23 protein-coding genes are annotated in these 25,105 nt (G+C 74.2%); 6 read left to right on the top strand and 17 right to left on the bottom strand.

Annotation, left to right across the window (positions count from 1 at the left end):
• Positions 1–9: 9 nt before the first annotated feature.
• From murD to mraZ, 9 genes are all read right to left on the bottom strand, one after another.
• Entirely contained in the window at positions 10–1,467 is a 1,458-nt protein-coding gene (murD, locus tag AC4BG9_RS05255; RefSeq protein WP_490570023.1) for a UDP-N-acetylmuramoyl-L-alanine--D-glutamate ligase, read from the bottom strand.
• Complete coding sequence (gene mraY / locus AC4BG9_RS05250) at positions 1,464–2,537, bottom strand: phospho-N-acetylmuramoyl-pentapeptide-transferase (RefSeq protein ID WP_490570022.1); 1,074 nt, start codon at positions 2,535–2,537, stop codon at positions 1,464–1,466. The genes murD and mraY overlap by 4 nt, the downstream gene beginning before the upstream one ends.
• Positions 2,534–3,922, bottom strand: coding sequence for a UDP-N-acetylmuramoyl-tripeptide--D-alanyl-D-alanine ligase (locus tag AC4BG9_RS05245; protein ID WP_490570021.1), 1,389 nt, complete (start codon positions 3,920–3,922; stop codon positions 2,534–2,536). The genes mraY and AC4BG9_RS05245 overlap by 4 nt, the downstream gene beginning before the upstream one ends.
• Positions 3,923–3,927: 5 nt before the next feature.
• Positions 3,928–5,442: a UDP-N-acetylmuramoyl-L-alanyl-D-glutamate--2,6-diaminopimelate ligase gene (locus tag AC4BG9_RS05240; RefSeq protein ID WP_490570020.1), complete on the bottom strand. Its 1,515-nt coding sequence runs from the start codon at positions 5,440–5,442 to the stop codon at positions 3,928–3,930.
• Between the two features lie 32 nt (positions 5,443–5,474).
• A complete protein-coding gene (locus tag AC4BG9_RS05235) occupies positions 5,475–7,265 on the bottom strand; it encodes a peptidoglycan D,D-transpeptidase FtsI family protein (protein WP_490570019.1) in 1,791 nt (596 codons plus the stop codon).
• 133 nt (positions 7,266–7,398) lie between these two features.
• The gene (gene ftsL, locus AC4BG9_RS05230) at positions 7,399–7,887 is read right to left on the bottom strand and encodes a cell division protein FtsL (RefSeq protein ID WP_490570018.1); all 489 of its coding nucleotides are present in this window, start codon (positions 7,885–7,887) and stop codon (positions 7,399–7,401) included.
• Complete coding sequence (gene rsmH, locus AC4BG9_RS05225) at positions 7,884–8,849, bottom strand: 16S rRNA (cytosine(1402)-N(4))-methyltransferase RsmH (RefSeq protein WP_490570017.1); 966 nt, start codon at positions 8,847–8,849, stop codon at positions 7,884–7,886. Before rsmH ends, ftsL begins: the two co-directional genes overlap by 4 nt.
• 8 nt (positions 8,850–8,857) lie before the next feature.
• Positions 8,858–9,013, bottom strand: a complete 156-nt coding sequence (locus AC4BG9_RS05220) for a hypothetical protein (protein ID WP_490570016.1) — start codon at positions 9,011–9,013, stop codon at positions 8,858–8,860.
• Between the two features lie 216 nt (positions 9,014–9,229).
• The gene (mraZ, locus tag AC4BG9_RS05215) at positions 9,230–9,658 is read right to left on the bottom strand and encodes a division/cell wall cluster transcriptional repressor MraZ (RefSeq protein WP_490570015.1); all 429 of its coding nucleotides are present in this window, start codon (positions 9,656–9,658) and stop codon (positions 9,230–9,232) included.
• Between the two features lie 414 nt (positions 9,659–10,072).
• Between mraZ and AC4BG9_RS05210 the strand changes: the two genes are divergently transcribed.
• Genes AC4BG9_RS05210 through AC4BG9_RS05200 form a run of 3 tightly spaced genes read left to right on the top strand, consistent with a single transcriptional unit; the run spans position 10,073 to position 14,665 of the window.
• Positions 10,073–11,050, top strand: a complete 978-nt coding sequence (locus AC4BG9_RS05210) for an AAA family ATPase (protein ID WP_490570014.1) — start codon at positions 10,073–10,075, stop codon at positions 11,048–11,050.
• Entirely contained in the window at positions 11,043–12,320 is a 1,278-nt protein-coding gene (locus tag AC4BG9_RS05205; protein WP_490570013.1) for a DUF58 domain-containing protein, read from the top strand. The genes AC4BG9_RS05210 and AC4BG9_RS05205 overlap by 8 nt, the downstream gene beginning before the upstream one ends.
• The gene (locus AC4BG9_RS05200) at positions 12,317–14,665 is read left to right on the top strand and encodes a transglutaminase TgpA family protein (protein ID WP_490570012.1); all 2,349 of its coding nucleotides are present in this window, start codon (positions 12,317–12,319) and stop codon (positions 14,663–14,665) included. Before AC4BG9_RS05205 ends, AC4BG9_RS05200 begins: the two co-directional genes overlap by 4 nt.
• Before the next feature lie 41 nt (positions 14,666–14,706).
• On the opposite strand, the gene AC4BG9_RS05195 is transcribed toward AC4BG9_RS05200, so the two are convergent.
• The 7 genes from AC4BG9_RS05195 to AC4BG9_RS05165 form a co-directional block, all read right to left on the bottom strand.
• A complete protein-coding gene (locus AC4BG9_RS05195; protein WP_490570011.1) occupies positions 14,707–15,114 on the bottom strand; it encodes an SCO2097 family morphological protein in 408 nt (135 codons plus the stop codon).
• 155 nt (positions 15,115–15,269) lie between these two features.
• Entirely contained in the window at positions 15,270–16,463 is a 1,194-nt protein-coding gene (gene dinB / locus AC4BG9_RS05190) for a DNA polymerase IV (RefSeq protein WP_490570010.1), read from the bottom strand.
• A gap of 24 nt (positions 16,464–16,487) precedes the next feature.
• Complete coding sequence (locus AC4BG9_RS05185) at positions 16,488–17,219, bottom strand: class I SAM-dependent methyltransferase (protein WP_490570009.1); 732 nt, start codon at positions 17,217–17,219, stop codon at positions 16,488–16,490.
• A 37-nt stretch (positions 17,220–17,256) separates the two neighbouring features.
• On the bottom strand, positions 17,257–21,039 hold the full coding sequence (locus AC4BG9_RS05180) for a DNA polymerase III subunit alpha (protein ID WP_490570008.1): 3,783 nt from the start codon (positions 21,037–21,039) through the stop codon (positions 17,257–17,259).
• Positions 21,029–21,502 (bottom strand): SAV_6107 family HEPN domain-containing protein, encoded by a 474-nt coding sequence (locus tag AC4BG9_RS05175; protein WP_490570007.1) that lies wholly within the window; start codon positions 21,500–21,502, stop codon positions 21,029–21,031. Before AC4BG9_RS05175 ends, AC4BG9_RS05180 begins: the two co-directional genes overlap by 11 nt.
• A gap of 1 nt (position 21,503) precedes the next feature.
• The gene (locus AC4BG9_RS05170; protein ID WP_490570006.1) at positions 21,504–21,851 is read right to left on the bottom strand and encodes a DUF6504 family protein; all 348 of its coding nucleotides are present in this window, start codon (positions 21,849–21,851) and stop codon (positions 21,504–21,506) included.
• A 177-nt stretch (positions 21,852–22,028) separates the two neighbouring features.
• Complete coding sequence (locus AC4BG9_RS05165; protein ID WP_490570005.1) at positions 22,029–22,493, bottom strand: hypothetical protein; 465 nt, start codon at positions 22,491–22,493, stop codon at positions 22,029–22,031.
• A gap of 86 nt (positions 22,494–22,579) precedes the next feature.
• Here AC4BG9_RS05165 and AC4BG9_RS05160 point away from each other — a divergent pair, with 86 nt between their 5' ends.
• From AC4BG9_RS05160 to AC4BG9_RS05150, 3 genes are read left to right on the top strand one after another with little or no spacing between them, the layout of a single operon-like run.
• Complete coding sequence (locus AC4BG9_RS05160) at positions 22,580–22,714, top strand: hypothetical protein (protein WP_490570004.1); 135 nt, start codon at positions 22,580–22,582, stop codon at positions 22,712–22,714.
• Positions 22,714–23,100: an ArsC/Spx/MgsR family protein gene (locus AC4BG9_RS05155; RefSeq protein WP_490570003.1), complete on the top strand. Its 387-nt coding sequence runs from the start codon at positions 22,714–22,716 to the stop codon at positions 23,098–23,100. Before AC4BG9_RS05160 ends, AC4BG9_RS05155 begins: the two co-directional genes overlap by 1 nt.
• 10 nt (positions 23,101–23,110) lie before the next feature.
• Positions 23,111–24,409, top strand: coding sequence for a phytoene desaturase family protein (locus tag AC4BG9_RS05150; protein ID WP_490570002.1), 1,299 nt, complete (start codon positions 23,111–23,113; stop codon positions 24,407–24,409).
• A 46-nt stretch (positions 24,410–24,455) separates the two neighbouring features.
• On the opposite strand, the gene AC4BG9_RS05145 is transcribed toward AC4BG9_RS05150, so the two are convergent.
• Complete coding sequence (locus tag AC4BG9_RS05145) at positions 24,456–25,040, bottom strand: SIMPL domain-containing protein (RefSeq protein WP_490570001.1); 585 nt, start codon at positions 25,038–25,040, stop codon at positions 24,456–24,458.
• Positions 25,041–25,105: the final 65 nt, after the last annotated feature.

Raw genomic sequence — 25,105 nt, 5'->3', positions numbered from 1 at the left:
CGGTCCGTCTCAGTCCTCGTGCCCGCCTCTGCGCCGCACGGCCGCGGCGAAGGCATCGCCCCGGGCTCCGTAGCCGGGGAACATGTCCATGGACGCGCATCCCGGCGCCAGCAGGACGGTGTCGCCCGGGCGGGCGAGTCCGGCTGCCGCGTCGACGACACGCTCCATGGGATCTCCAGTCTCCCCGTCCCCTATCTCGATGACAGGCACATCGGGCGCGTGTCGCGAAAGCGCGTCCGCGATCACCCGACGGTCCCGGCCGAGCAGCACCACGCCCCGCAGCCGGCCCGCGACCGAGCGCACCAGGTCGTCGAAGTGGGCCCCCTTGGCCAGCCCGCCGGCGACCCACACCACCGGGTCGTAGGCCTGGAGCGAGGACAGGGCGGCGTGCGGGTTGGTGGCCTTGGAGTCGTCGACCCAGGTGACGGAGTCGAGGGTCGCGACGTGCTCGATGCGGTGGCCGTCCGGGCGGAAGGCGCGCAGCCCGTCGCGGACCGCGGCCTGGGAGACCCCGTGGGCGCGGGCCAGCGCGGCGGCGGCCAGGGCGTCGGCGACGAAGTGCGGCGCCCGGGAGGCCAGGTCGTCGAGGGTGCACAGCTCGGCCGCGCTGGAGCCGCGCTCGGCGATGAACGCCCGGTCGGCGAGGATCTCGTCGACGAGCCCGAGCATGCCGACCCCGGGCACCCCGAGGGTGAAGCCGATCGCCCGCGCCCCCTCGACGACGTCGGCCTCCTCGACCATCCGCCGGGTCCGCTCGTCGGCCACGTTGTAGACGCAGGCGCGCTGGACCTGGTCGTAGATCTTCGCCTTGTCGGCGGCGTAGTCCTCCATGGAGGCGTACCAGTCGAGGTGGTCCTCGGCGAGGTTGAGGACCGCGGCCGACTCGGCGCGCACCGAGGAGGTGTAGTGCAGCTGGAAGCTGGAGAGCTCGACCGCGATCACGTCGTAGGGCTCGGGGTCCATGACCACCTCGACCAGCGGGAGGCCGACGTTGCCGGCGGCGACCGAGCGCAGCCCGGCGGCGCGCAGGATCGAGTCGAGCATCTGGACGGTGGTCGTCTTGCCGTTGGTGCCGGTGACCGCGAGCCACGGCGCGGGGGCCTCGGGGTGCCGCAGCCGCCAGGCGAGCTCGACCTCGCCCCAGACCGGGATGCCGCGCGCGTGCGCCTGCGCGATCAGGGGGGCGTCGGGGCGCCAGCCGGGCGAGACGACCAGGAGGTCGGCGTCGGCGGGCAGCCGGTCGGTGCTCCCCTCGCCCAGGCGGACGTCGGCGCCGAGGACCTCGAGCAGCTCGGCCCGCTCCTCCTTCTCGGCCGACGAGGTCTCGTCCAGGGCGACGACGCCCGCGCCGAGGTGGTTGAGGTTGTCCGCGGCGGCGAAGCCGGAGACGCCGAAGCCGGCGACGACGGCGCGGACGCCGTCCCAGGAGTCGGTGCGTCCGAGAGAGGTCGGGTCGTGGCCGCTCATCCGATGCCCGCCACCCACTCGGCGTAAAAGATGCCGAGGCCGGCGGCCACGGCCAGGCCGGTGATGATCCAGAAGCGGATCACCACCGTGACCTGCTCCCACCCGAGCATCTCGAAGTGGTGGTGCAACGGCGCCATCCGGAAGATCCGCCGCCCCTTGGTGATCTTGAAGAAGCCCACCTGGAGCATCACCGAGAGCGTCTCGATCACGAACAGGCCACCGATGACCACGAGCAGCAGCTCGGTCCGGGTGAGGATGGCCAGGCCGGCGAGGGCGCCGCCGAGCGCCAGGGAGCCGGTGTCGCCCATGAAGATCTGGGCCGGCGAGGCGTTCCACCACAAGAACCCGAAGCAGGCTCCCATGATCGCCGCCGAGACCACCGCCAGGTCGAGCGGATCTCGGACCTCGTAGCAGGTGCTGCCCTGCTGGATCGAGCAGGACTGGTTGTTCTGCCAGATGTTGACCAGCGTGTAGGCGGCGAAGACCACCGTGCAGGCCCCGGTGGCCAGCCCGTCGAGCCCGTCGGTCAGGTTGACGGCGTTGCTGAAGCCGGTGATCAGGAACCAGATGAAGACCAGCAGCAGGGCGGTCGGGACCACCCAGGAGTCGAAGTCCCGGATGAAGGAGATGTGCCGCGAGGCGGGTGTCTCGCCCCGCTCGTCCTCCAGCATCGGGGAGAGCGCGAGCCATCCGAAGACCAGCGCGACGACCGTCTGCCCGATCATCTTGGCCTTGCTGCGCAGGCCCAGGCTGCGTTGCTTGACGATCTTGATGAAGTCGTCGAGGAACCCCACCGTCCCGAGCCCGACGAAGAGGAAGAGCAGCAGCAGCGCGGAGGCGGTCGGCACCTGGCCGGTGATCAGCTTGGCGAGGAAGTAGGCCACCACCGAGGCCCCGATGATGACGATGCCGCCCATGGTGGGCGTGCCGCGCTTGGTGTGGTGGGTCGTGGGCCCGTCGTCGCGGATCTCCTGACCGTAGCCGCGCTTGGACAGCACGGTGATCGCCACCCGGGTGCCGAGCAGCGAGAAGATGAGGGCGAGTCCGCCTGCGAACAGGATGGCTCTCATCGAGCAGCGTTCCCTTCCTCGAGAAGTCCGTCCGCGATGTGCTCGAGCTCCGCACCGCGTGATGCCTTGATCAGGACCGCATCCGCGGTCCCCACATTCTCCCGCACCCAGGCCAGCGCCTCGTCACGGGTCTGGGTCGTCACCGCCGCGCCCCGCCAGCCGGGGTCGCGCCGGGCGCCCTCGGCGATCGCCGCGGCCGCGGCACCCACCGTGACGAGCACGTCGACGCCGGCGGCCGCGGCGGCGGCCCCGACCCGCTGGTGCTGGGCCACGGCGTCGTCGCCCAGCTCGCGCATCTCCCCCAGCACCGCGACTGTCCGCCCCGTCCGGGCGGCCCCGAGGTGGCGCAGGGACTCCAGCGCGGCCTCCATCGACTCCGGGTTGGCGTTGTAGGCGTCGTTGACCACCAGCAGGCCGTCGGAGCGGCGGTGCAGCTCCATCCGCCACCGCGAGGCCGCGACCGAGGCGCTGAGCCGCTCGGCCACGTCGTCGAGCCCCACCCCGACCGCCAGCGCCATGGCGCCGGCGGCGAGGGCGTTGTCGAGCTGGTGCGGCCCCAGCTGGGAGAGCCTGACGGGGCGCCACCGACCCTGGTGGCCGATCTCGAAGGAGGCGCGGCCGAGCTCGTCGAAGGTGAGCCCGCGCACCCCCACGTCGCCCTCGACCCCGAAGGTGAGCACCCGGGCGCGGGTCCGCGGCGCCATGGCCGCCACCAGCTCGTCGCCGGCGTTGAGCACCGCCGTCCCGTCGGCGGGCAGCGCCTCGACGATCTCGCCCTTGGCCAGCGCGATCCGTTCCCGGCTCCCGAACTCGCCCAGGTGGGCGGTGCCCACGTTGAGGACCGCCGCCACCCGCGGCGGGGCGATGGCGCACAGGGTGGCGATGTGACCGACACCGCGGGCGCCCATCTCCACCACCAGGAACCGGGTCGCGGGCGTGGCCCGCAGCACCGTGAGCGGCACACCCAGCTCGTTGTTGAAGTTCCCGGCGGTGGCCACCGTGGCGCCCTCGCCGGCCAGCACCTGGGCCAGGTAGTCCTTGGTGCCTGTCTTGCCCTGGGAGCCGGTCAGCGCGAGCACGGTCGTGCCGGGCAGCCGGTCGACCAGGTGGCGCGCCAGCCGGCCGAGCGCCACCACCGAGTCGGGGACGACGACCCCCGGCACGCCGACGTCGCGGGTGCCCAGGTAGGCGGCCGCACCGGCGGCGACGGCGGCAGCCGCGTGGTCGTGGCCGTCGGAGCGCTCCCCCGCGACGGCGACGAAGAGGCCGCCCGGCGCCGGCGACCGGCTGTCCAGGAAGGCCTCCCCCGTCACCACGGTGGCGGAGGGGTCCGCGGGCCCCACGACCCGCCCGTCGAGCACCGCCGCGATCTCCCGCAGAGTCATCTCGATCACAGTGCTGCCAGCTCCTCACGGACCACGACACGATCGTCGAAGGGATGGACCACGCCGTCGACCTCCTGGCCGGTCTCGTGCCCCTTGCCGGCCACCAGCACGATGTCGCCGGAAGCGGCGCGCCGCAGGACCTCCCGGATCGCGCGGCGCCGGTCGCCGACCTCGAGCACCTCGGCGCGCGCCCCGTCCGGCACCCCGGCCAGGACGGCGCGGCGGATCGCCGCCGGGTCCTCGCTGCGCGGGTTGTCGTCGGTCACCACGAGCACGTCGGCCAGGCGGGCCGCGATCTCCCCCATCAGCGGGCGCTTGCCCGGGTCGCGGTCCCCGCCGGCGCCGAGCACCACCAGGACCCGCCCGTCGGTCAGCGGCCTCAGCGTGCGCAGCGTGGCCTCGACGGCGTCCGGCTTGTGCGCGTAGTCGACGACCACGGCGAAGTCCTGCCCCTCCTCGATGCCCTCCAGGCGGCCCGGGACCCCCGGTCCGGAGAGCAGGGCGCCGGCGACGAGGGCCGGGTCGTAGCCCGCCTCGGCGCAGGAGGCGAGAGCGGCCAGCGCGTTGCTCACGTTGAAGTCGCCCGCCAGCGGCACCCCGGCGGCCACCTCCACCCCGCCCGGTCCCAGCACCGTGAAGGTGGAGCCGTGGGCCGTGGTCGTCACGTCCACCGCCCGCCAGTCGGCCTCGGCCCCAGCGGTGGAGAAGGTGCGCAGCGGGATCTCGACCGTCCCGGCCAGCCGGCGGCCGTGGGCGTCGTCGACGTTGACCAGGGCCAGCCGGGCCCGCTCGGGGGTGAAGAGCGCGGCCTTGGCGGCGAAGTAGTCCTCGAGGTCGTGGTGGAAGTCGAGGTGGTCGCGGCCCAGGTTGAGGAAGGTGGCCACGTCGAAGACCAACCCGTCGACCCGGCCCATCACCAGCGCGTGGCTGGAGACCTCCATGGCGCAGACCTCCACCTCCCGCTCCCGCATCAGGGCCAGCAGCGCCTGCAGGTCCGGTGCCTCGGGAGTGGTCAGCGTGGTCGCGACGTCATGGCCGGCGATGCGGGTGCCGACGGTGCCGATCACGGCGGCACCCACCCCGGCGGCGTGCAGGGCGCCCTCGGCCAGGCGGGTGGTGGTGGTCTTGCCCTGGGTGCCGGTGACCCCGATCATCCGCAGCCCCGCGGCGGGGTCGCCGTAGACGTGGGCGGAGAGCTCCCCCAGGACGCGACGCGGCTGCTCCACCACGAGGGTCGGCACGTCGACCTCCATCAGGCCGACGCCCTCGGCGTCGGTGAGCACCGCCACGGCCCCGGACGCCACGGCCGCGGCGGCGTACCGGGCACCGTGCACCCGGGATCCCGGCAGCGCGGCGTAGAGGTCGCCCGGCCGGACCCGGGCCGTGCTCAGGGTCAGCCCGGTCACCGTGGTGCGTCCCTCGCCCAGCACCCGCGCCGCGACATGGGTGCCGAGCCACTCGGCGAGCTCGGCCAGGGTCGAGCTCTCGGGCCGCAGGGGTCTCGTCGTCTCACTGCCCATCACGGGGACACTAGCGCCGACGTGGTCCGGGGTCACCACTCCACCGGGAGCTGCGACGGCTTCGAGCCCGTGGGCGGCACCCGGTAGCGGGAGAGCAGGTAGCCCATGATGCGGGAGAAGACCGGGCCGGCCACCGAGCCGCCGCCGCCGTCGACGGCCGGGTTGTGGATGACCACGTAGACGGTGAAGCGCGGGTCGTCGGCCGGGGCGAAGCCGCCGAAGGACAGCGAGAACGAGCCGTCGTAGCAGCCGCACTCGGGGTCGACCCGCTGGGCGGTGCCCGTCTTGCCGGCCACCCGGTAGCCCGGGACCTGGGCCCGCGGCGCCACGCCGGCCTCGGGGTCGACCACCCGCTCCATCATCTTGGCGGTCTGCCGGGCGGCCCGGCGGGAGACCACCCGCTCGCGCGTGGCCACGTCGGTGCCGACCACGGTGCCGTCGTCGGCGGTGGCGGTGCCCTGGACCAGGCTGGGAGACACGCGCACCCCGTCGTTGGCGATGGTGTTGACCGCCGCCGTCATCTGCACGGCGTTGACCGAGAGCGACTGCCCGAAGGCGATGCGGTCCTTGGTCTGGGAGGTCATCACGTCGCCGGCCGGGAGCAGCCCGCGGGTCTCGCCCCGCACGCCCACCCCGGTCTTGGCGCCGAGGCCGAAGCGGGTCAGGTAGCCGGCCAGCTCGGCCGGGGTGAACTGGTCGGCAGCGAGCACGGTGCCGATGTTGGAGGACTTGGCGATGACCCCGGCCATGGTCAGCTTGATGGTGCCGTGGTCGAACCAGTCGTTGATCACGCGGTCCTGCCGGGCCAGGCTGGAGGGCACCTTGATCCGGGTGCGGGCGGTGACCTTGCCGGCGTCCACCAGGGCCGCCGCGGTGAGGACCTTCTGCACCGAGCCCGGCTCGTAGACGTCGCTGAAGGCCCGGGAGCCCAGGTCGGCCTCGTCGCTCTCGGTCGGGGCGTTGGCGTCGAAGGTGGGGACGTCGGCCACGGCGAGCAGGTGGCCGCTGCGGGTGTCCATGACCACCGCGGCCGCACTCTCGGCCTGGTAGGCCTCCAGCTGCTCGCCCAGCACCTTCTGGACGAACCACGACAGGTCGCGGTCCAGGGTGGTGCGCAGCGGCTCGCCGTTGTCGGGCTTGGTGACCGAGCGCTCCCCCAGCGGCACCCGGTGACCGCTCCCGACGGTGTAGCGCGCCTTGCCGTCGGTGCCGGAGAGCTGGGCGTCGAAGGTCCGCTCCAGGCCGCCGAGCGGCTCGTCCACGCCCATGAAGCCGACCAGGTTGGCGGCCACGTCGCCCGCGGGGTAGTCGCGGACCGGGTCGTCACGCAGGCTGATCCCCTTGAAGCCCTGCGCCTTGACCAGTGCCACGACCCGGTCGGCCTCGGTGGCGGGCACCCGCCGGTCGATGTACTCGAAGCGGCTGCCCTCCTCGCGCAGGCGCTCCAGGACGGTGAAGTAGTCGACCCCCAGCTCGTTGCTCAGCAGGGTGGCCAGCGCCGGGGCGTCCTCGGCGGTCATCTTCGGGTCGGCCACGACCATGCGACCGGTGACCGACCCGGCCAGCGGCTCGCCGCGGCGGTCGAGGATCTGGCCACGGGCGGCGGGCAGCGTGACGTCGATGACGCCCTCCGCGGCGGCCATCTGCGCGTACGAGCGGGGGTCGATGCCCTGGAGCTGGACCAGCCGCCCGCCGAAGACCGAGAGCACCATGGCGATGAGCACGAAGCCGAACCGCAGGCGGAACATCGGCGAGCCGCGGCGGCTCAGCCGACCCGACCGTCGACTCCGCGGAGCCGGGGGCGGACCGGGGGTGCTGGACACGGGAGCTCTCCTTCGAACGACTGCTGCTCATTGATACCCGGCCCGGGACGCCGTGGCGCTCAGGCGGCGGCCGTGTCGGCTCTTTCCTTGTGGGAGTCGCACCACAGCCGTAGGCCACCACGGCGGGCAGGGCTCACGGTGCGGGCGGCGCCTCGACGAACTCGACCGAGGGACGCAGGCCGGCGGGCAGCCCCGGCGGCCGCGGGGTCAGGCGCAGCCCGTCCTCGGGGGTCGCGGGGCCGGGTGTGCCGACGATCTCGCCGTCCAGGGAGAGGAAGACCGGGGTGCTGGGGATCACCATCCCCATCCGCTGGGCCTGCAGCGCCACCCGCTGGGGGTCGCGCAGGTCGTCGAGCTCCATCCGCAGGGACTGCTCCCGGGCGGCCATCGTGGCCGCCTGCTCGTCGAGGCGGGTCGCGGTGAACGAGGCCTGCTGCATGGAGGTGTTGAACATCAGGAGCCCGATCACCCCGGTCAGCAGGATCACCGAGACCAGGAACACGAACGGGACCCGGGGCGCCTCCCGGCGGGTGGGCGGCACCACGGTGAGGCGGGCCCGCGAGACCGCGGCCTCGCCGATCGAGGCGACGCGGGAGCGGATCTGCACTGCGGGACTGCTCATCTGACTGCTCCTCGGTCGGGTCGGACACGTTCGACGGCGCGCAGGCGGACCGAGGCCGCGCGGGGGTTCTGGGCGATCTCGTGCTCGTCGGCCACCTCGGCACCCCGGGTGACCAGCCGCATGGCGGGCTCGCTGCCCTCCGGGACGAAGGGGAGGTCCTCGGGGACGTCGAGCCGGGTGACCTCGACGAAGGCGCGCTTGACCATGCGGTCCTCCAGCGAGTGGTAGGACTCCACGACCACCCGCCCGCCGACGCCGACCACGGCCAGGGCCGCGGGCAGGGCCCGGCGCAGGACGCCGAGCTCGTCGTTGACCTCCATCCGCAACGCCTGGAAGGTGCGCTTGGCGGGGTGGCCCCCGGTGCGTCGCGCGGGTGCGGGGATCTCGTCGTAGAGGAGCTCGACGAGGCGCCCCGACCGGGTGAAGGGCTCCTTCTCCCGCTCCCGGACCACCGCGCCGGCGATCTTGCGGGCGAACTTCTCCTCGCCGTACTCCTTGAGCACCCGGGTCAGCTCGGCGGCCGAGTAGGTGTTGAGCACGTCGGCCGCGGTGAGGCCGGCGCTGCCGTCCATCCGCATGTCCAGCGGCGCGTCCTGGGCGTAGGCGAAGCCCCGCTCCCGCACGTCGAGCTGCATCGAGGAGACGCCGAGGTCGAACAGGACGCCGTCGACGTGGTCGAGGCCCTGGTCGGCGACCACCTCCCCGATCTGGTCGTAGACCGCGTGCACGCCGGTGAACCGGTCGGCGAAGGGGGCGAGCCGCTCCCCCGCCATCGCGAGGGCCTCGGTGTCCCGGTCGATGCCGATCACCCGCACGGAGGGGAACCTCTCCAGGACGGCCTCGGTGTGCCCGCCCAGGCCCAGCGTGCAGTCGACCAGGACGGCGCCCTCGCCGCCGAGCGCAGGCGCCAGAAGCGCGACGACCCGGTCCAGCAGGACCGGGACGTGTCGGGAGCCCTCCATGTCCGGTCCTACTCGCCCAGCGTGGTCAGCAGCAGGACGGCGACCACGACGGACGCCGAGGCGAGGAACGAGAAGGCCATCACGGCCAGGGCCTCACGGGCCTGGTCGCGCACCCGGCCCGGCCGGGCCGGGCCGGCCGTGGCGGCGGCATACGTCTTGTGCATGATCTCGACCCTTCACGTGCTGGTCCGGCTGGTTCCCGGATGGTGTGCTTCGCGTGCTGCGACGTCGCAGTGGTCAGGTCCCTGCCCGCTCCCCTCGATGGGAAGACCGTCTGGTGCCGGGGAAGTGACCCCAGAAGGTTCGGTGGGAGCGGGCACGAGACCTGGCCCTGCGCTGTCGCTGTGGAGTTGTGTCACTGGTGGGGCAGGCGGTCGTGCTCAGATGCCGGGGAAGACCTCGTCGCTCAGCTCGGAGAAGACCTGCTCCTGCTCCTCGCTGTAGCTGGCCCACGAGGCCGGATCCCAGATCTCGATCCGGTTCATGGACCCGATCACCACGACGTCCTTGCTGAGGGAGGCGTACTCCCGCAGCACCGGGGGGATCGAGATCCGCCCCTGCTTGTCCGGCACCTCCTGGCTGGCGGCGGCGAACAGCATGCGGACGTAGTCGCGCGTGCCCTTGTTGGTCACCGGGGCCTGGGCCAGGCGCTCGGTGAGCCGACCGAAGTCCTCGAGCGACCAGATGGTGAGGCAACGCTCCTGCCCTCTGGTCACGACGAGTCCCTCCGTCAGCTGGTCCCTGAACTTCGCGGGGAGGAAGAGCCGGCCCTTGTCGTCGAGCTTGGGCGTGTAGGTCCCGAAGAACATCCGGGCACCCCCCTGCAAGTCGACCCTCCACCACTTTCCACCACACTACCCCACGATCCCCCACTTTGAACCAATTTTGGTGAGTTCTCCGGTGGGTCTTCCGTGGGCGGCCGGCCGGGTGGCCGCCGGACGAACACCCCGGGCCGGGACGGCTCGGAGGCCCGAAGTGGAGGAAACGTGCAGGTCAGGGGGCGTACGGCGGGGTCCGGTGCCGCTGGAGAGGTCGCGGTGGAGCGTGGGTGGGGGACGTGGCCGCGCCGGTGGGGCGAAGTGGAGGGAAAGCCGGTGGGGCGAAATGGAGGGGAAGAAGGCCCCGGGAGCAGGCCCATGCCCGCTCCCCCACCGTTCGACTACCGTGGACGGCTCCAGGGAAGACCGGCGCGCAGCCCGCGTCGCGACGAGGGGAAGACGAGCGTGAGCGTGCCTGCTGCCGGCGGCGCAGATCTCGACACCCTGCAGCGGGTCACCACCCGGGTGCGGGAGAACGTCGAGCGGGTCATCGAGGGGAAGCCGGACGTGGTCACCGCCGCCCTCGTCGTCCTCCTGGCCGAGGGCCACCTCCTCATCGAGGACGTCCCCGGGGTCGGGAAGACCATGCTGAGCAAGGCGCTGGCCCGCAGCATCGACTGCACGGTGCGGCGGATCCAGTTCACCCCCGACCTGCTGCCCTCCGACGTCACCGGCGTCTCGGTCTTCAACCAGGACACCCGGCAGTTCGAGTTCCGCCCCGGGGGCGTCTTCGCCAACATCGTCGTCGGAGACGAGATCAACCGTGCCTCGCCCAAGACGCAGTCGGCGCTGCTGGAGTGCATGGAGGAGCGCCAGGTGACCGTGGACAACACCACCTACCACCTCGAGGCGCCGTTCATGGTGATCGCGACCCAGAACCCCATCGAGATGGAGGGCACCTACACCCTCCCCGAGGCTCAGCGGGACCGCTTCATGGCCCGGGTCTCCGTCGGCTACCCGGTCGCCGCCGCGGAGATCGCGATGCTCGACTCCCACACCAGCCGCAACCCGCTCGACGACCTCGAGCCGGTGACCGACGCCGGGGCGGTGCGCAAGCTGGTCGACATCGTCGGCCAGGTGCACGTCTCGGACGCGGTGCGCCACTACGCGGTCGCCCTGACCACCGCGACCCGGCACTCCCGCGAGCTCAACCTCGGCGCCTCTCCCCGCGCCACCCTCCACCTGGTCCGGGCGAGCAAGGCCGTGGCGGCCCTGGCCGGGCGCGACTACGTGCTGCCCGACGACGTCCACCGCCTCACCGAGCCGGTCCTCGCGCACCGACTGATCCCCACCGTGGAGGCCACCATGAGCGGCCGCACCAGCCAGGCGGTGCTGGCCGAGCTGGTGGCGACCGTCCCGGTCCCGGACCCCGGTCGTGCGTGAGGCTCTCGGCGCCCTGACGCTGCGCGGACGGGCCTTCCTCGCCGGCGGGCTGACCGCCATCGCCTGTGCCGTCGTGCTGGGCCAGTCCTCGCTGGTCCGGGTGGGGATCCTGGTGGCCCTGCTCCCCCTCGTCTCCGCCCTGGTCCTGGCCCGTTCCCGCTACCGGCTCGCCCTGGAGCGGGAGGTCTCGCCCCGGCTGGTCTCCGCCGGCCAGCCGGCCACCGTGTCGCTGACCCTGACCAACGAGGGGCGCACCCCCACCGGCGTGCTGCTGCTCGAGGAGCAGATCCCCTACGCCCTGGGGGGCCGGCCGCGCTTCGTCCTGGAGGGCATCACCCACGGGTGGCGACGGAACGTGACCTACCGGCTGCGCTCGGAGGTGCGCGGCCACTACGAGGTCGGCCCGATGTCGATCCGCGTCACCGACCCGTTCGGCCTGGTGGAGCTGGGCCGGGCCTTCCACACCACTGCCTCCCTGACGGTGACGCCCCGGGTCGCCCCGCTGCCCGCGATCCCGCTCGACGGCGTCTGGTCGGGCGCGGGCGACAACCGTCCTCGCTCGTTCGCCACCGGCAGCGCCGAGGACGTCACCGTGCGCGACTACCGGCGCGGGGACGACCTGCGCCGCGTCCACTGGCCCAGCTCGGCACGGATGGGCGAGCTCATGGTGCGCCGCGAGGAGCAGCCCTGGCAGTCCCGGGCCACCGTGCTCCTGGACAACCGCCTGAACGCCCACCGCGGTCACGGCGCCGCCTCGTCGCTGGAGACGGCCGTCTCGGCCGCGGCGTCGGTCGCCGTGCACCTCGCCCAGCGGGGCTACGCGGTGCGCCTGGTCACCGCCGCCGGCGAGGACCCGAGCACGGCCTGGCACGCCCGCGACTCACGGGCGAACACCGCGCCCCTGCTCGAGGCGTTGGCGGTGGTCGGCCTCGAGCCGCGTCACCTGATGGAGAGCGGCTGGATGTCGGAGGCGGGCCACGGCCTCGTGGTCGCCGTCGTCGGCGCCCTCGACCCGGTCGACCGCCCCTTCCTGACCCGCCTGCACCACCACGCCGGGACCGCCCTGGCGCTCGCTCTCGACGTGGACGCGTGGGCGCCCCACCTGCCCGCCACGGGCGAGGGGGCGCGGAACCTGCTGACCACCTGCGGCTGGCGCGCGACGTCGCTGGGGCCCGACGACCGTCTGGAGAGCGTCTGGCCCGAGCTGGGCCGGCAGGCGGGCCGGGGCGCCGCGACGGTGCGGGCCGCGCCCGCCGGGACCGCGCCGTGACGGGCTCGCTGGGCCGCGGCCTGCTGGTCTCCGCGGTCGCCGCCCTCACCGTCTGGCTGGCCGTCTCCACCTGGGGCGCCCTCACCGTGCGCGGGGACTTCCTCGGCCCGCTCCTCCTGCTCGCGGCCGCGTGCGCGGGCCTCGGCACCGTGCTGCGGCGGCTCGAGCTGCCGGTCCTGGCGATCGCCGCCGCCCAGTGCCTGCTCCTCGGATCACTCCTCCTGCTCGAGGTCACCGGCTCGCCCCTGCCGACCGCCGAGGGCGTCGCCGCCCTCACCGAGGCGGTCCGGGACTCCGTGGCGTCGGCCAACCGCTACGTGGCCCCGATCCCTGCCACCGGCGCACCGCTGGCCCCGCTCGTCCTGGTCGTCGGCGCCGTGGCCCTGGTCGTGATGGACCTGGTGGCGGTCTCCCTGCGCCTGGTGGGCTCCTCGGGCCTGCTGCTGCTGGCCCTCTACAGCGTGCCGGTGACCTTCGTCGACCAGAGCGTGGCGTGGTGGTCCTTCGCCGCGGTCGCGGCCGGCTTCCTGGCGCTGCTCTTCCTCCAGCAGGAGGACGCGGTCCTGCGCTGGGGGCGGGCAGCCGGCGGGCCCGGCGACGACGCACTCACCACCAGGAGCGGGCGCCGAGGTCCCCTGTTCTCCTCGGCCCTGGTCATCGGGACCGGCACCACCGCCCTGGCGGTGGCACTGCCGGCCCTGCTGCCCACCCTCGACCTGGCAGTGTGGGACGGCCCCGGCCGCGGCAACGGCGGGGACGGCATCTCGATCCAGAACCCCCTGGTCGACATGCGCCGCGACCTCTCCCGCGGGGCCGACGTCCCGCTGCTGGAGGTCACCACGAACGGCCCGCGGCCCACCTACGTGAAGCTCTCGGTGCTGACCCGCTTCAACGGCGAGGAGTGGAGCAGCGGGGATCGCGAGGTGCCGTCGGACCAGGTGGCCCGCGGCGACATGCCTCCCCTGCTGGGGGTGGCCGCCGAGCTCGACCGGACCGAGGCCCGCCACGAGTTCGTGGCGAGGGCGGGCCTGGAGTCGCAGTGGCTGCCCACCGTCTCCCACGTCTCGCGGATCGACGCGCCGGGCGACTGGCGCTACGACCGGGAGACGATGGACTTCATCGCCGGCGACGACGAGGCGACCGTCGCCGGCCTGGCGTGGTCCATGCGCGGCGTGCAGCTCGAGTACGACATCGACTCCCTCGACGAGGCCTCCTCCGGGGTCTCCCAGGTCGGCAGCGACATGGTCCAGCTCCCGGCCGACCTGCCCGGCGTGGTGCGCGCGCTCGCCCAGAGCGTGACGAGTGAGGAGACCAGTCGCTTCCGCAAGGCCCGCGCCCTGCAGGACTGGTTCCGCACCGAGTTCTCCTACAGCCTGGCCCAGGTGGACGCGGTGGGCAGCAACGAGCTGGGGGCCTTCCTCGCCGAGGGCGGCCGCGAGGGCTACTGCGAGCAGTTCGCGGCGGCGATGGCCGTGATGGCGCGTGTCCTCGACATCCCCTCCCGCGTCGCCGTCGGCTTCCTGGAGCCGACCGAGGTCGGGCAGGGCCGGTGGGAGTTCTCCTCGCACGACCTGCACGCCTGGCCCGAGCTGTTCTTCCCCGGCTCGGGGTGGGTGCGCTTCGAGCCGACCCCGCCCGACCGGGCCCGCCTGGCGCCCGACTACACCACCGGCCAGCTCCCGGTGCTCGACGAGGTGGAGCGTCCCTCGCTGCCGCGCGAGACCACCGGCCAGTCACCGCAGGACCGGACCCAGGCCCTGGCCCCGTCCGAGGACGAGGGCGAGCAGGGGGACGACGGCGGGAGGTCCTGGGCCGGCCTGCTGGCCTCGCTGGCGCTGCTGGTCCTGCTGGTCTCGCTCGTCCTGGCGCCGCGGCTCGTGCGCTCCCGGCGCCGCGAGGCTCGCCAGCGTCGCGGCGACATCGAGAGCGTGTGGGCGGAGCTGCGCGACGAGTGCCTCGACCTGGGGCGGCCCTGGCCCGTGGGGCGGTCACCGCGAGTGACGTCCGAGGTCGTGACCGGCTGGTTCGGTGCCACCGCGCCCGGCCCCTCGGCGGGGTGGCCGGAGGGCGGTCCCGCGCCGACCCTCGCGGCCGAGGCCGCCCTGGGCCGGTTGGTCGACGCACTGGAGCGCTCGCGCTTCGGCCGCCCCGGTGCGCTCCAGCCCGCGGAGCGGAGCTGGGCCAGGGACCTGGCCACGTGCGTGGCCGCGGTCAGGGCCGGGGTGGGCCCGCGCCGGGCGCGACTGGCCGGGTGGTGGCCCCTCTCGCTCGTCCGGCAGCCCGCGAAGGGCCCGGCGTCACTCGTCTCGAGCGGGCGTACCGACCTGGTCGACCACGTCGACTGACCGGGCCGAGAGACAGCGCTCTCGTCGGGTGCTGCGCAGGCTCAGTAGCCGCCGGACTCGCGGCGACGGCGCCACCGCTCCTCCATCCGCTCCATGAAGGAGTGGGAGGAGCGAGCCTGCGAGGACTGCCCGGAGCGGGACCGGCGACGGCTGCGCCCGCCCTCGATCACGCTGAAGCCCTGGGGGGCGTCCTTGAACGGGATGGGCTGCGCGGCGCGGCCCGGGTTGCGGAGCGAGGTGACGACCACGGTGGCGGAGGCCAGCATCACCACGAAGCCGACGACCCCGACGACGGGCATGGAGGCGATGGCGCCCGTCATCATGATCGCGATGCCGGTGACGAAGACGACGCCGCCGAGAACGGCACGTCGGCGGGCGGCTCGTTGGAAGGCCGTCCCCCGCAACGTGTGGGCGAACTTGGGGTCTTCCTCGACGAGAGCACGTTCCATCTGCTCGAGCAGTCGGAGCTCTTCTTCCGAGAGCGGCACGTTTCCTCCCGACCGGTGTGATGCGCGGCACATCCGCAAGGTGAAGTCTAGGCAGCGGTTTCCCACCACGGTAGCCGCAGGGGAAAAAATGATCACCACCGGTTCCCGGTCGTCGTTCACCCGAGCAGGGTGGCTGGACGCACCGCGCCGGATCCGAATCTCCGGGTGGCTGCGTCGACGGCCCGGTCGGCGGCCTCCCAGCCATGGCTCGGCTCCCCCAGCACCAGCTGCCTCTGGACGCGCTCGACCGGGACGAGTCCTTCGACCCTGACCCCGACCAGTCGCAGCCGCGCGCGCTGGAGCCCCAGCGCGTCGAAGAGGCGCACCGCGGTGCGGTAGACCTCCACCGTGACGTCGGTGGCCTCCGGCAGGGTGCGGGACCTGGTGAGCGTGGTGAAGTCGGCGAACCGGACCCGCAGCGTCACGGTCCGCCCGGCCACGCCGGCGGTCCGCATCCGGCCGGTCACCCGGGCCGAGAGCCGCAGCAGCTCGCGCAGGACCCGCTCCCGGTCGTCGGTGTCCCGGGCGAAGGTCTCGTCCGCCCCCATCGACCGATCCGGCTCGTCGGGCCCCCGGCGCACCACGACCTGTCGCCGGTCCACCCCCCAGGCCATCTCGTGCAGCTGGGTGCCCAGTGCGGGACCCAGCGCCCGCTGGAGGGTGCGCAGGGGCGTGTGGGCCAGGTCGGCCACCGTCCTGAGACCGAGCCGGTGCAGCAGGGCCCGGGTCTTCTCCCCCACCCCCCACAGCTCACCCACGTCGAGCGGGTGCAGGAAGGAGATCGCCTCGTCGGGCGGGACCACCACCACGCCGTCGGGCTTGGCCCGTCGGCTGGCCAGCTTGGCCAGGGTGGGCGTGGCGGCGATCCCCACCGAGCAGGTGATGCGCTGCTCGTCGTGGATGGTCGCCCTCAGCCGCTCGGCGACCTCCCGGGGGGACCCCAGCCGCCGAGCGGCACCCGAGACGTCGAGGAACGCCTCGTCCAGCGACATCACCTCCACCACCGGGGTGATGCTGCGGAAGTTCTCCATCACGGCCGCCGAGACCCGGCCGAAGGTCTCGAAGTCGGGCGCCAGGACCACGGCGTCGGGGCACATCCGCCGGGCCCGCGTCATGGGCAGCGCCGACCGCACGCCGTAGGCGCGCGCGAGGTAGTTGGCCGAGAGGACCACCCCGCGGCTCCCGCCCCCCACGATCACCGGCACGTCAGCCAGGTCCGGGCGGTCGCGCACCGCCACGGACGCGTAGAACGCGTCCATGTCGACGTGCAGGATCGCCGGACGGGACGGCGACTGCGGGGCACGGCTCACCGGGCCACCGCCCGGGCGCCGGGGTCAGCGAGAGGCCAGCACGTGCAGCTGCGCTGCGAGGGGTCGGTACTCGGGGCGCTCCGCCACGGCCCGCTCGAGCTCCACCAGCGCGGCGGTGGCGCCGGGCTCGAGGTCGAGGAGGGTGCCGGGGACCAGGTCGGCGAAGACCCGGACCGCGTGCACCATCGAGGGCTCGAAGCCCGCCTCGGCCAGCAGCTCGAGGAGCTCCTCATGGGTGAACCGGTGGCCCCCACGCACGGGATCGGCGCCCTCGAGGAGGTCGCGGGCCTGCTGGAAGTGGCCCGCCATCGCACGCGCCACCACGGCCGCGTGGCGCTGGGCGACCAGGAGGCTGAGCGTGCCACCGGGACGCAGCACCTCCGCCAGGACGCCCAGGCCGGCGGCGGCGTCGTCCACGACCTCCAGCACCCCGTGACAGAGCACCACGTCGGCCGTGTCCGGCCCGAGGGTCGCCAGCAGGTCGGAGAGGTCCCCCTGGCGGCCGGTGACGTCGACCGCACGCTCCCGGGCCCGTCGGTCCAGGGCCGCCAGTGCATCCGGGCTGGGGTCGACGACGGTGACCCGGTGGCCCAGCTCGGCCACTCGGACCGCGAAGCCCCCTGTCCCGCCTCCGATGTCGAGGACCTCCAGCCCTCCGCCTCCGGCGAAGAGGGGCTCCAGTGCGTCCCAGACCACCGAGGAGCGGGCTGCGCTGCGTCGTTCGCTGGGTCGGTCGGTCCGCTCACTCGCTGGCATGAGGAACACCCTAGGACGTGGACGGATGCCATCGCGCTCACCCCGGGGTCCCCGGGCTCCGGTGCCACAGGGCGCGCGAAGGCGCCTGCCCCTGACCGTGCCCCTCACCCTCCAGGGCCCGGCTGAGCGCCCCCGCGCTCGCGGCGTCCTCACCGGCGGGCCTGATGTCGGCATAGGGGGACATCCGGAACCCGCTGCTGTGCACCAGCACCCGGCGCCGGGCGGGATCCGACCCGGTCGCCGGGCGGCCCGCCAGCACCGAGCGGACCGCGCCCAGGCCCTCCTCGAGGGAGGGCGCGCCTTCCCAGAGGGCGCGCAGCTCGGGCAGGGACCAGGCCCCGGTGGCCCGGAGCGAGACCCCGCGCCGGCCCGTGCGGCGCAGCTCGCCGCGGACGAGCAGCAGCCAGGACCCGAAGACGGTGGCCGCGTAGGGCCCTTGGGCGTCCTCGAAGAAGGTGGCGTCGACCGGACCGGTCGAGTCGTCGAGGGTCAGGAAGATCACCCGTCGGCCCGAGCGGACCGGAGGGGTCTGGGTGGCCACCTTGACCCCCGCCACCAGGATCTCGGCCTTGCTGCGGCACCGCAGCAGGTCCTGGCTGCGGACCACGTCCAGGGCCCGGAGGAGGTCGGCGTAGCCGTCGACGACGTGCCGGCTGACGTCGAGGCCGAGGATCTCCAGCTCGGCCGCCACCCGCTCGGCCGGCGTGAGCTCCGGCAGCCCCGAGGGCTGGTCCTCGACGGGCTCGTCGCCGAGCCCGAGGGCGAGCTGGACCGACTCCACGTGGACGGGCCGTGAGGACCTGGCCTGGGCCGAGGCCTGGCCCCACACCCCGCTGCGGGTGACCTGGTCGCTGCTGTTGCGCGAGGTCGCCTGGGCCGCCCTCCCCGCCGCCCGGTCGACCGCCGGGCGCGCCCCGAGCCCGCGCCCTCGGGCCGATCTCTGCAGCACCCGGCTGTGCCGGTCGAGCTCGGCGACCTGCAGCAGCAGGTCGCGACGGGTCGGTCCGGTCCGCAGCCGCACGGTCTGCTCGGAGCCGCCGATCCGGTGGACCCGGTCGAAGCCGCCGGCCAGCACCAGGCGCTCCACCACGGGCCGCGAGACCGCGGCCCGGTGCCAGAAGTCGCTGACCGAGGCGAAGGGACGAGCCGCGACGATGCGGGCCGTCTCCGCCTCGCTGATCCCCTTCACCTCGCTCAGTGCCAGCCGGATCGCGTAGCCGGCCGGATCGTCCGGCGAGGACTCCACGGCGTAGTGACCCTCGGAGCGGTCGACGTCGAGCCCCCTGATCCCGATCCCGAACCGGCGGGCGTCGTCGAGGATGAACCGCTTGGGGTACATGCCCGGATCGTGGGTCAGCACCCCGGCGAGGAAGTGGGCCGGCCAGTGCGTCTTCAGCCAGGCGGACTGGAACGTGGGCAGCGCGAAAGCGGCCGCGTGCGCCTTGCAGAAGCCGAAGGAGGCGAAGGCCTCGAGCACCTTCCACACCTGCGCGACCACCTCGGGCGGGTAGCCGCGAGCGATCGCCGTCGGCTCGAACCACTCGCGCGTCCGCGCCATCCCCTCCACGTCGCCGAGCGCGCGACGCCTCTCGTCGGCCTCGGCGAACGAGACCCCGCCGAAGCAGGCGATGATCTCGATGACCTGCTCGTGGAAGACCACGACCCCGTGGGTCGAGGCCAGGATGGGGACCAGGTCGGGGTGGAGGTAGGAGGCGGGGCGCCACCCCTGCTTCACCTCCAGGTAGGGGGTGATCATGTCGCTCTTGACCGGTCCGGGCCGGAAGAGGGAGATGTCGGTGACGATCTCCTCGAAGGTCTCGATCCCTGACTTCCCCACCAGCTCGCGCTGCCCCGGCGACTCGATCTGGAAGACGCCCAGGGTCTTGGCTGAGCTGACCAGCTCGAAGGTCTCGGGGTCGTCGAAGGGGACCTGCTCCTCGTCGTCGAGATCGACCGCGACCCCGTCGACCCGCTGGATCTCGGCCACCGCGTGGGCCATGGCCGACTGCATCCGGATGCCCAGCACGTCCAGCTTGAGCAGGCCCAGGTCCTCCACGTCGTCCTTGTCGAACTGGCTCATCGGAAAGCCGGCATGACTGGCCTCGACCGGGGTCCGGTCGAGCAGCGTGGCGTCGGAGAGCAGCACCCCGCAGGGATGCACCGCGATGTGGCGGGGCAGGCCGTCCAGCCGCTCCACCAGGGAGAACATCAGGTCGAGCCGCTCCTCGGCCAGCCCGCTGGCCCGCAGCTCGGGGAGGTCCTGCAGCGCCCGCCGGGCGTCCCGGGCCCGCACGTGCGGGAACGCCTTGGCGATCGAGTCGACCTCGCCGGGAGGCATCCCCAGGGCCGCTCCCACGTCACGCACCGCATGCCGGACCCGGTAGGTCTCCATCATCGAGACGCAGACGCAGCGCTCTGCGCCGTAGCGGTCCAGGATCGCCTCGTAGACCTCCAGCCGGCGGGCCGACTCCACGTCGATGTCGATGTCGGGCAGCGACTGACGCAGCGGGGACAGGAACCGCTCCATCAGCAGGCCGTGCCGCAGCGGGTCGACCCCGGAGATGCCGAGGAGGTAGTTGACCAGGCTCCCGGCCCCGGACCCGCGCGCCGCGCACCTCACCCCCATCTCCCGGACCAGGTCGGTGACGTCCCCGACGGTGAGGAAGTAGGAGGCGTAGCCGAGCGAGGCGATGACCCGCAGCTCGTCGTCGAGGCGCTTCCAGATCCGTTGCCGCGGGGAGCTGCCGTAGCGCCACCCGATCGCGGACTCGCACCGGACCCGGAGCGCGGCGTCGGCTCGGGTCTCTCCGGCGAGCCGGGCCACCGGCTCGCCGGCCCCGGCCGCCGTCTCCAGCTCGGGGAAGTGGACCTCCCCGATCCCCAGGTCGGCGCCCGGGTCGAGCGCACAGCGCTCGGCCACGGCACGGGTCCCGGCGAGCAGCCGGTCGACCTCGCGCGGCCCCAGGCCGGCGTTCCGGCAGACCTCCTCGGCCACCTCCCGCATCTGCCGGCCGGACTTGAGGAAGCCCTCGGCGTTGCCCCGGTCGACGTGCCGGCGGTCCAGCGGCACCAGCCGCCGGGCCGCGTCGAGGACATCCACGGTCGGGGCGTCGGCGCGGTCGGCGTAGCGGACCGCGTTGGTGAGGACGGCACCCAGGCCCAGCTCCCGGGAGAGCCCGGCCATCCGGGCCGCGTGCGGGGTCGACCCGGGCCCCCACCCGCCCCCGGAGCCGGGGAGGCGGTGGGAGACCAGCTCGACCAGCAGGTTCTCCCGGGGCACCAGCCGCAGCCAGGAGGCCACGACCTCGCGGGCCAGGTCGTCGCGGTGCCGGGCCACCTCGAGGCCCAGCTCGGAGGTGGGCCCCAGCAGCACCAGCAGCCGCCCCTCGGCGAGGTGGGGCGCCAGCAGGTCGGGGGTCGCCACCGGCCGCCCGCGCTCGCCGGCGAGGTGGACCGAGGAGACCAGGCGGCACAACGCCGTCCAGCCGGCCCGGCCCTCGGCGAGCAGGGTGACGCGAGGCCGCCCCTCCTCCCGGAAGGCTCCGCCCCGTACCGGCGTGCGGCGGCGCGGACCGGTGGGGCGCCCGGGGACGCCGGGTGGCTCCACCGCCAGGTCGACGCCCAGCACCGGGCTGATGCCCGCCGCCGCGCACGCCTTGGCGAACTTCACCGCACCGTAGGTGCCGTCGCGGTCGGTGAGGGCCAGCAGGTCCATCCCGTGGTCGGCGGCCCGCTCGACCAGCCCACCCGGGTGCGAGGCGCCGTACTGGAGGGAGTACCCGGAGGCGACGTGGAGGTGGGCGAAGGGATCAGGCGACACCGGCCCGACCGCCCGGCCCTGTCGCAGCCAGCAGACGACCCGGGGCCGCGGTGTGCGGCACCAGGCCCAGCGTCGACTCGACGACCGCCAGGAAGCGGTCCGCGTCGCGCACCAGGTCGTCCGCCTCCCGCTCGCTCACCGCGCGGGCGGAGCCCGCCTCGGCCGCCGCCCGCTTGCCGGCACCCGCGGCGAAGAAGGTCGCCCACTCCGTGAGCTCCGGTGCCACCTCGCTGAGCAGCACCCACGCGTTCTTCTGGCGGCGCCGGGCCCCAGCGGCGGGGTGGGCGCGGGCGGCCAGCAGGGCGGCCGCCGCCCGGAGGGCGGCGACGTGGGCGCAGGCGTAGCGGCTCGGCACGTCGCGGGCGAGCATCGCCTCCTGCAGCGACTCCGCCGCTCGGGCGAGGTAGGAGTGGGTGGTGGCGGGCAGCAGGTAGGGGTTGGTGGGCCTCGTGGGATCCGTCATCTCAGTCCACGCACCCGACGAGCTGCCAGCGGCCGTCGCTGCCGTCGAAGGAGAGGTCGAAGACTCCCCCGGCCGATCCCTCGCCGAGGGGGCCGCGACCGGCCTCGACGCGCCAGATCTGGCGCTCCGTCAGCAGGTCGGCCTGCGGGGCACCCGGAGCCGGCGCGCCTCCCGCCGCCAGGACGGTGGCGGTCGCGGAGTGCCACCAGGGCGGCGTCTCCACCCAGTGGGCCACCACGGCCCGGACCTTCCACAGCCTCCCCCGCCACAGGAACTGCTCCGGGGCCTCCTCACCACTGCCGGGCACCGGGCCCCTGCGCACGTCCACGGGATCGTCGTACCGCCTCATGGCTCCTCCTCGGAAGCGTCGCTCGACCCACCTGCCGGACCCGGTGCCGGTGGGGTCGAGGCACCGCCACCGGGTCCGCCTTCGAACATTTGTTCGAACGGGACCAAGGTACACCTCTCCCCCGACAACGGGTCAACGTCTGGACCCGAGAGGCTCGACGTCCGGGGCCGAGGAGGCTCAGACCTCCCGGATGAACCGGTTGGTGTCCTTGTGGAAGAGGAGGACCAGCAGGGCCAGGCAGAGCCCGATCATCAGCACCGACATCACCACGAAGAGGGTCGGGATCCCGCTGGCCACGCACAGCACCGCGAGGAAGATCCCGAAGAGGGCGATCACCGCGAGCGAGAGCCGGGCCCAGCCGAAGCCCTCGACGAAGAAGGCGAGCAGCACGCCCACCAGCATGGCCAGGACGACGAAGGAGGTGACCGCCACCGGCACGAGGGCCGGCACCGCCAGCGAGGCCTCCACCGCCACCAGGCCGCCCTGGCGGAGGATCACCCGGGCCCCGGCGTTGCCCTCGGCCCAGGAGGTGAGCAGGTCCTCGCGCCGCCACCAGGTCAGCACGGTGGTGATCCCCGCCATCACCAGCAGGGCCAGGGCGACGCGGGTGGCGAGGACCACCGAGGTAGGCCGGACGATCATGTGACTCCCTGCAAGGGTCGGGCTGGACGGGACGCACCGCCCCCGCCGGGCGAGCCGGGAGGACGGCACTGGCTAAGGTCGCGGTCATGGCGACCGAGCACGCATCCATCACGGCGTTCCGGGACGAGCACGCGCGCCGCAACCGTACCGGCGGGGCAGGGGCGGGCGCCGACACCCTCCTCCCCGAGGCCGCCGGCGCCCGGCGGGCCGGGGTCCTCTGATGGAGATCTGGCTCAACCCCGCCTGCAGCAAGTGCCGGACCGCGGCCGCGGCGCTCGACGAGGCCGGCATCGAGGCAACCGTCCGGCGCTACCTGGACCAGCCCCCCACCGCCGAGGAGATCGCCGACGTGACGGCGCGCCTCGGGGTCGAGCCGTGGCACCTGGCCCGGCCCCGTGAGGCGCGGGAGGCGGGCATCGACCTTCCTCGCGACCCCGAGCACCGCGAGCGGTGGCTGGCCGCGCTCGCCGCCCACCCGCAGGCGATCCAGCGCCCGATCCTGACCGCCGCCGACGGGACCACGGTGGTGGGCCGCGACCCCGAGTCCCTGGCCCGGGTGATCGCCGCGGAGGAGCCGCCCGCCGGTCGCCGGGTCCCGAACAGCTAGCCTCGCGGCCATGCGCGTGGTCGTGATCGGCGGTGGCCTCGGGGGCGCCGCCACCGCAGCCCGGCTGGCCAAGCTCGGCCACCAGGTGGTGGTGGTGGAACGGTCCCAGGCCGTGGGCGGCGCCCTCGCCACGGTGCGGGCCGGCGACCACACCTGGGACGCCGGCCCCAGCACCACCCTGCTGCCCGCCGTGCTGCGCGACCTCTTCCGCAAGACCGGACGCCCCCTGGAACGAGAGCTGGACCTCGTCCCGGTCGAGGCCGTCCGCGAGCACCGCTTCACCGACGGCACCAGCGTCCTGGTCACCGCGGGCTCGAGGGCCGAGCAGAAGGCGGCCTTCGACCGGCTGGGCCCGGGCCTCGGCAGCCGGTGGGCGGCCTACGTCGACATGCTGGGCCGCGAGTGGGAGCTGCTGCGCCGCGACTACCTCGAACGTCCGTGGGACCCCGCCCTGGCTGAGCGCGAGACGGTCCGCCTGCTGCGCCGGCGAGAGTCGCTGGACCGGCGACTGCGCGCCGTGCTGGGCGAGCAGCGGCTGCGGCTGGTCGCCGGGCACCCGTTCACCGCCGACGGGCACGCCCTGCGCCGGGTGCCGAGCTGGCTGGGCACCGTCTCCTACGTGGAGCACAAGTTCGGCGCCTGGACCGTCCCCGGCGGCCTCGCGGCCGTGGGTGAGGCCCTGGCCCGCCGGCTGGCGACCCGCAAGGTCGAGGTCCTGCTCGGCACCACCGCGCACGACGTCGTCCTGCGCGGCGGCCGGCCGGTCGCGGTGGCCACCTCCGCCGGCGACCTGGACGCGGACGCCGTGGTGTGCGCGATCGATCCCGGCCACCTCCCGGCCCTGCGCAGCCGGGTCGCCCGGGCCCGGGTCGCCGCGCCACCCACCGTGGTCCACCTCGGCCTCGCCGGCGACGTGCCGCCGCTCGGCCACGACCTGGTGCTGCACGGCGACCCGGACCTCGTGGTCCGCCCGGGGGGCAGCGCCCCCGAGGGCGCCGTCTCCTGGACGGTCTCGCACCGCGGCGTCGCCGGCGAGGACGTGCTGGAGGTGCTGGCCCGGCGCGGCCTCGACGTCCGCGACTCCGTCGTGGTCCGGGTGGACCGCCGTCCCGGCGACCTGCTGGAGCAGTGGGGCGGCTCGCCGCTCGGCCCGCGGTGGCAGGGCCGCCGCACCGTACGCCGCCGCCCCGGTCCCACGACACCGGTCCCGGGCGTCTACGCGGCCGGGGCCCACGCCGTCCCGGGCGCCGGGATCCCCTTCGTGGGACTCTCCGCCGCCCTGGTCGCGCAGGTCGTCGGGCCAGCCTGAGCCCCCGTCCCAGACCTCCGGCGGAGGACCTCGCAGTGCCCGCGGGTCAGACGACCTGCCAGGTGCCCCGCACCCGGGCCGTGAGGGTGGTCTCGCCCGGCTCCAACGTCGCGGCCCGCAGCAGGCCCGGGCCCGCCCCCTCGCCCGGCTCCTCGGCCACCTCGAGCAGGTCGCCGAGGGAGAGCCCCTCGAGGCCGGCGAGATGGGCGGCACGGCGCCGGGCGTCGAGGTAGGCGGCCTCCCTGGCCTCGTCCTGCAGCGAGGACTGCTCCGCGACCTCCAGCTGGACTCCCTCGATCCGCAGCGCCTCGCCCACCTCCTCGGCCAGCCCGACCACCAGGGCGGAGGCCACCGGCAGGTTGGGGCAGCCGATCGTCAGCTGGTGGGTGGCCTCGAACGCCTCGAGGGCCCCGTCCGGGTCCCGCAGCGGCCACAGGGTCAGCCCCGTGGTGGAGACCGTCACCTCCGCCAGGCCGCGGGCGACCCGTCCGATGGCGGTGACGGCCGAGTCCACCCCTGCCACCGCCTCGGCCACGGTGCGCGCCCGGTGGGTCGCGGCGACGCGCACCACCGCCGAGTCGGGGACGGCGCGGACGCCGCCGTGACCGACGACCGACACTGTGCGAGGCATGGCCAGACAGTAGCCCCCTCGGGGCCCGGCCGAGCCCGGCCCGGGGCCCGCTCACCCGCTCGGGC

It is taken from the genome of Nocardioides sp. Z40_12, from assembly GCF_058215795.1.
This window is presented reverse-complemented; position numbering and strand designations above follow the sequence as displayed.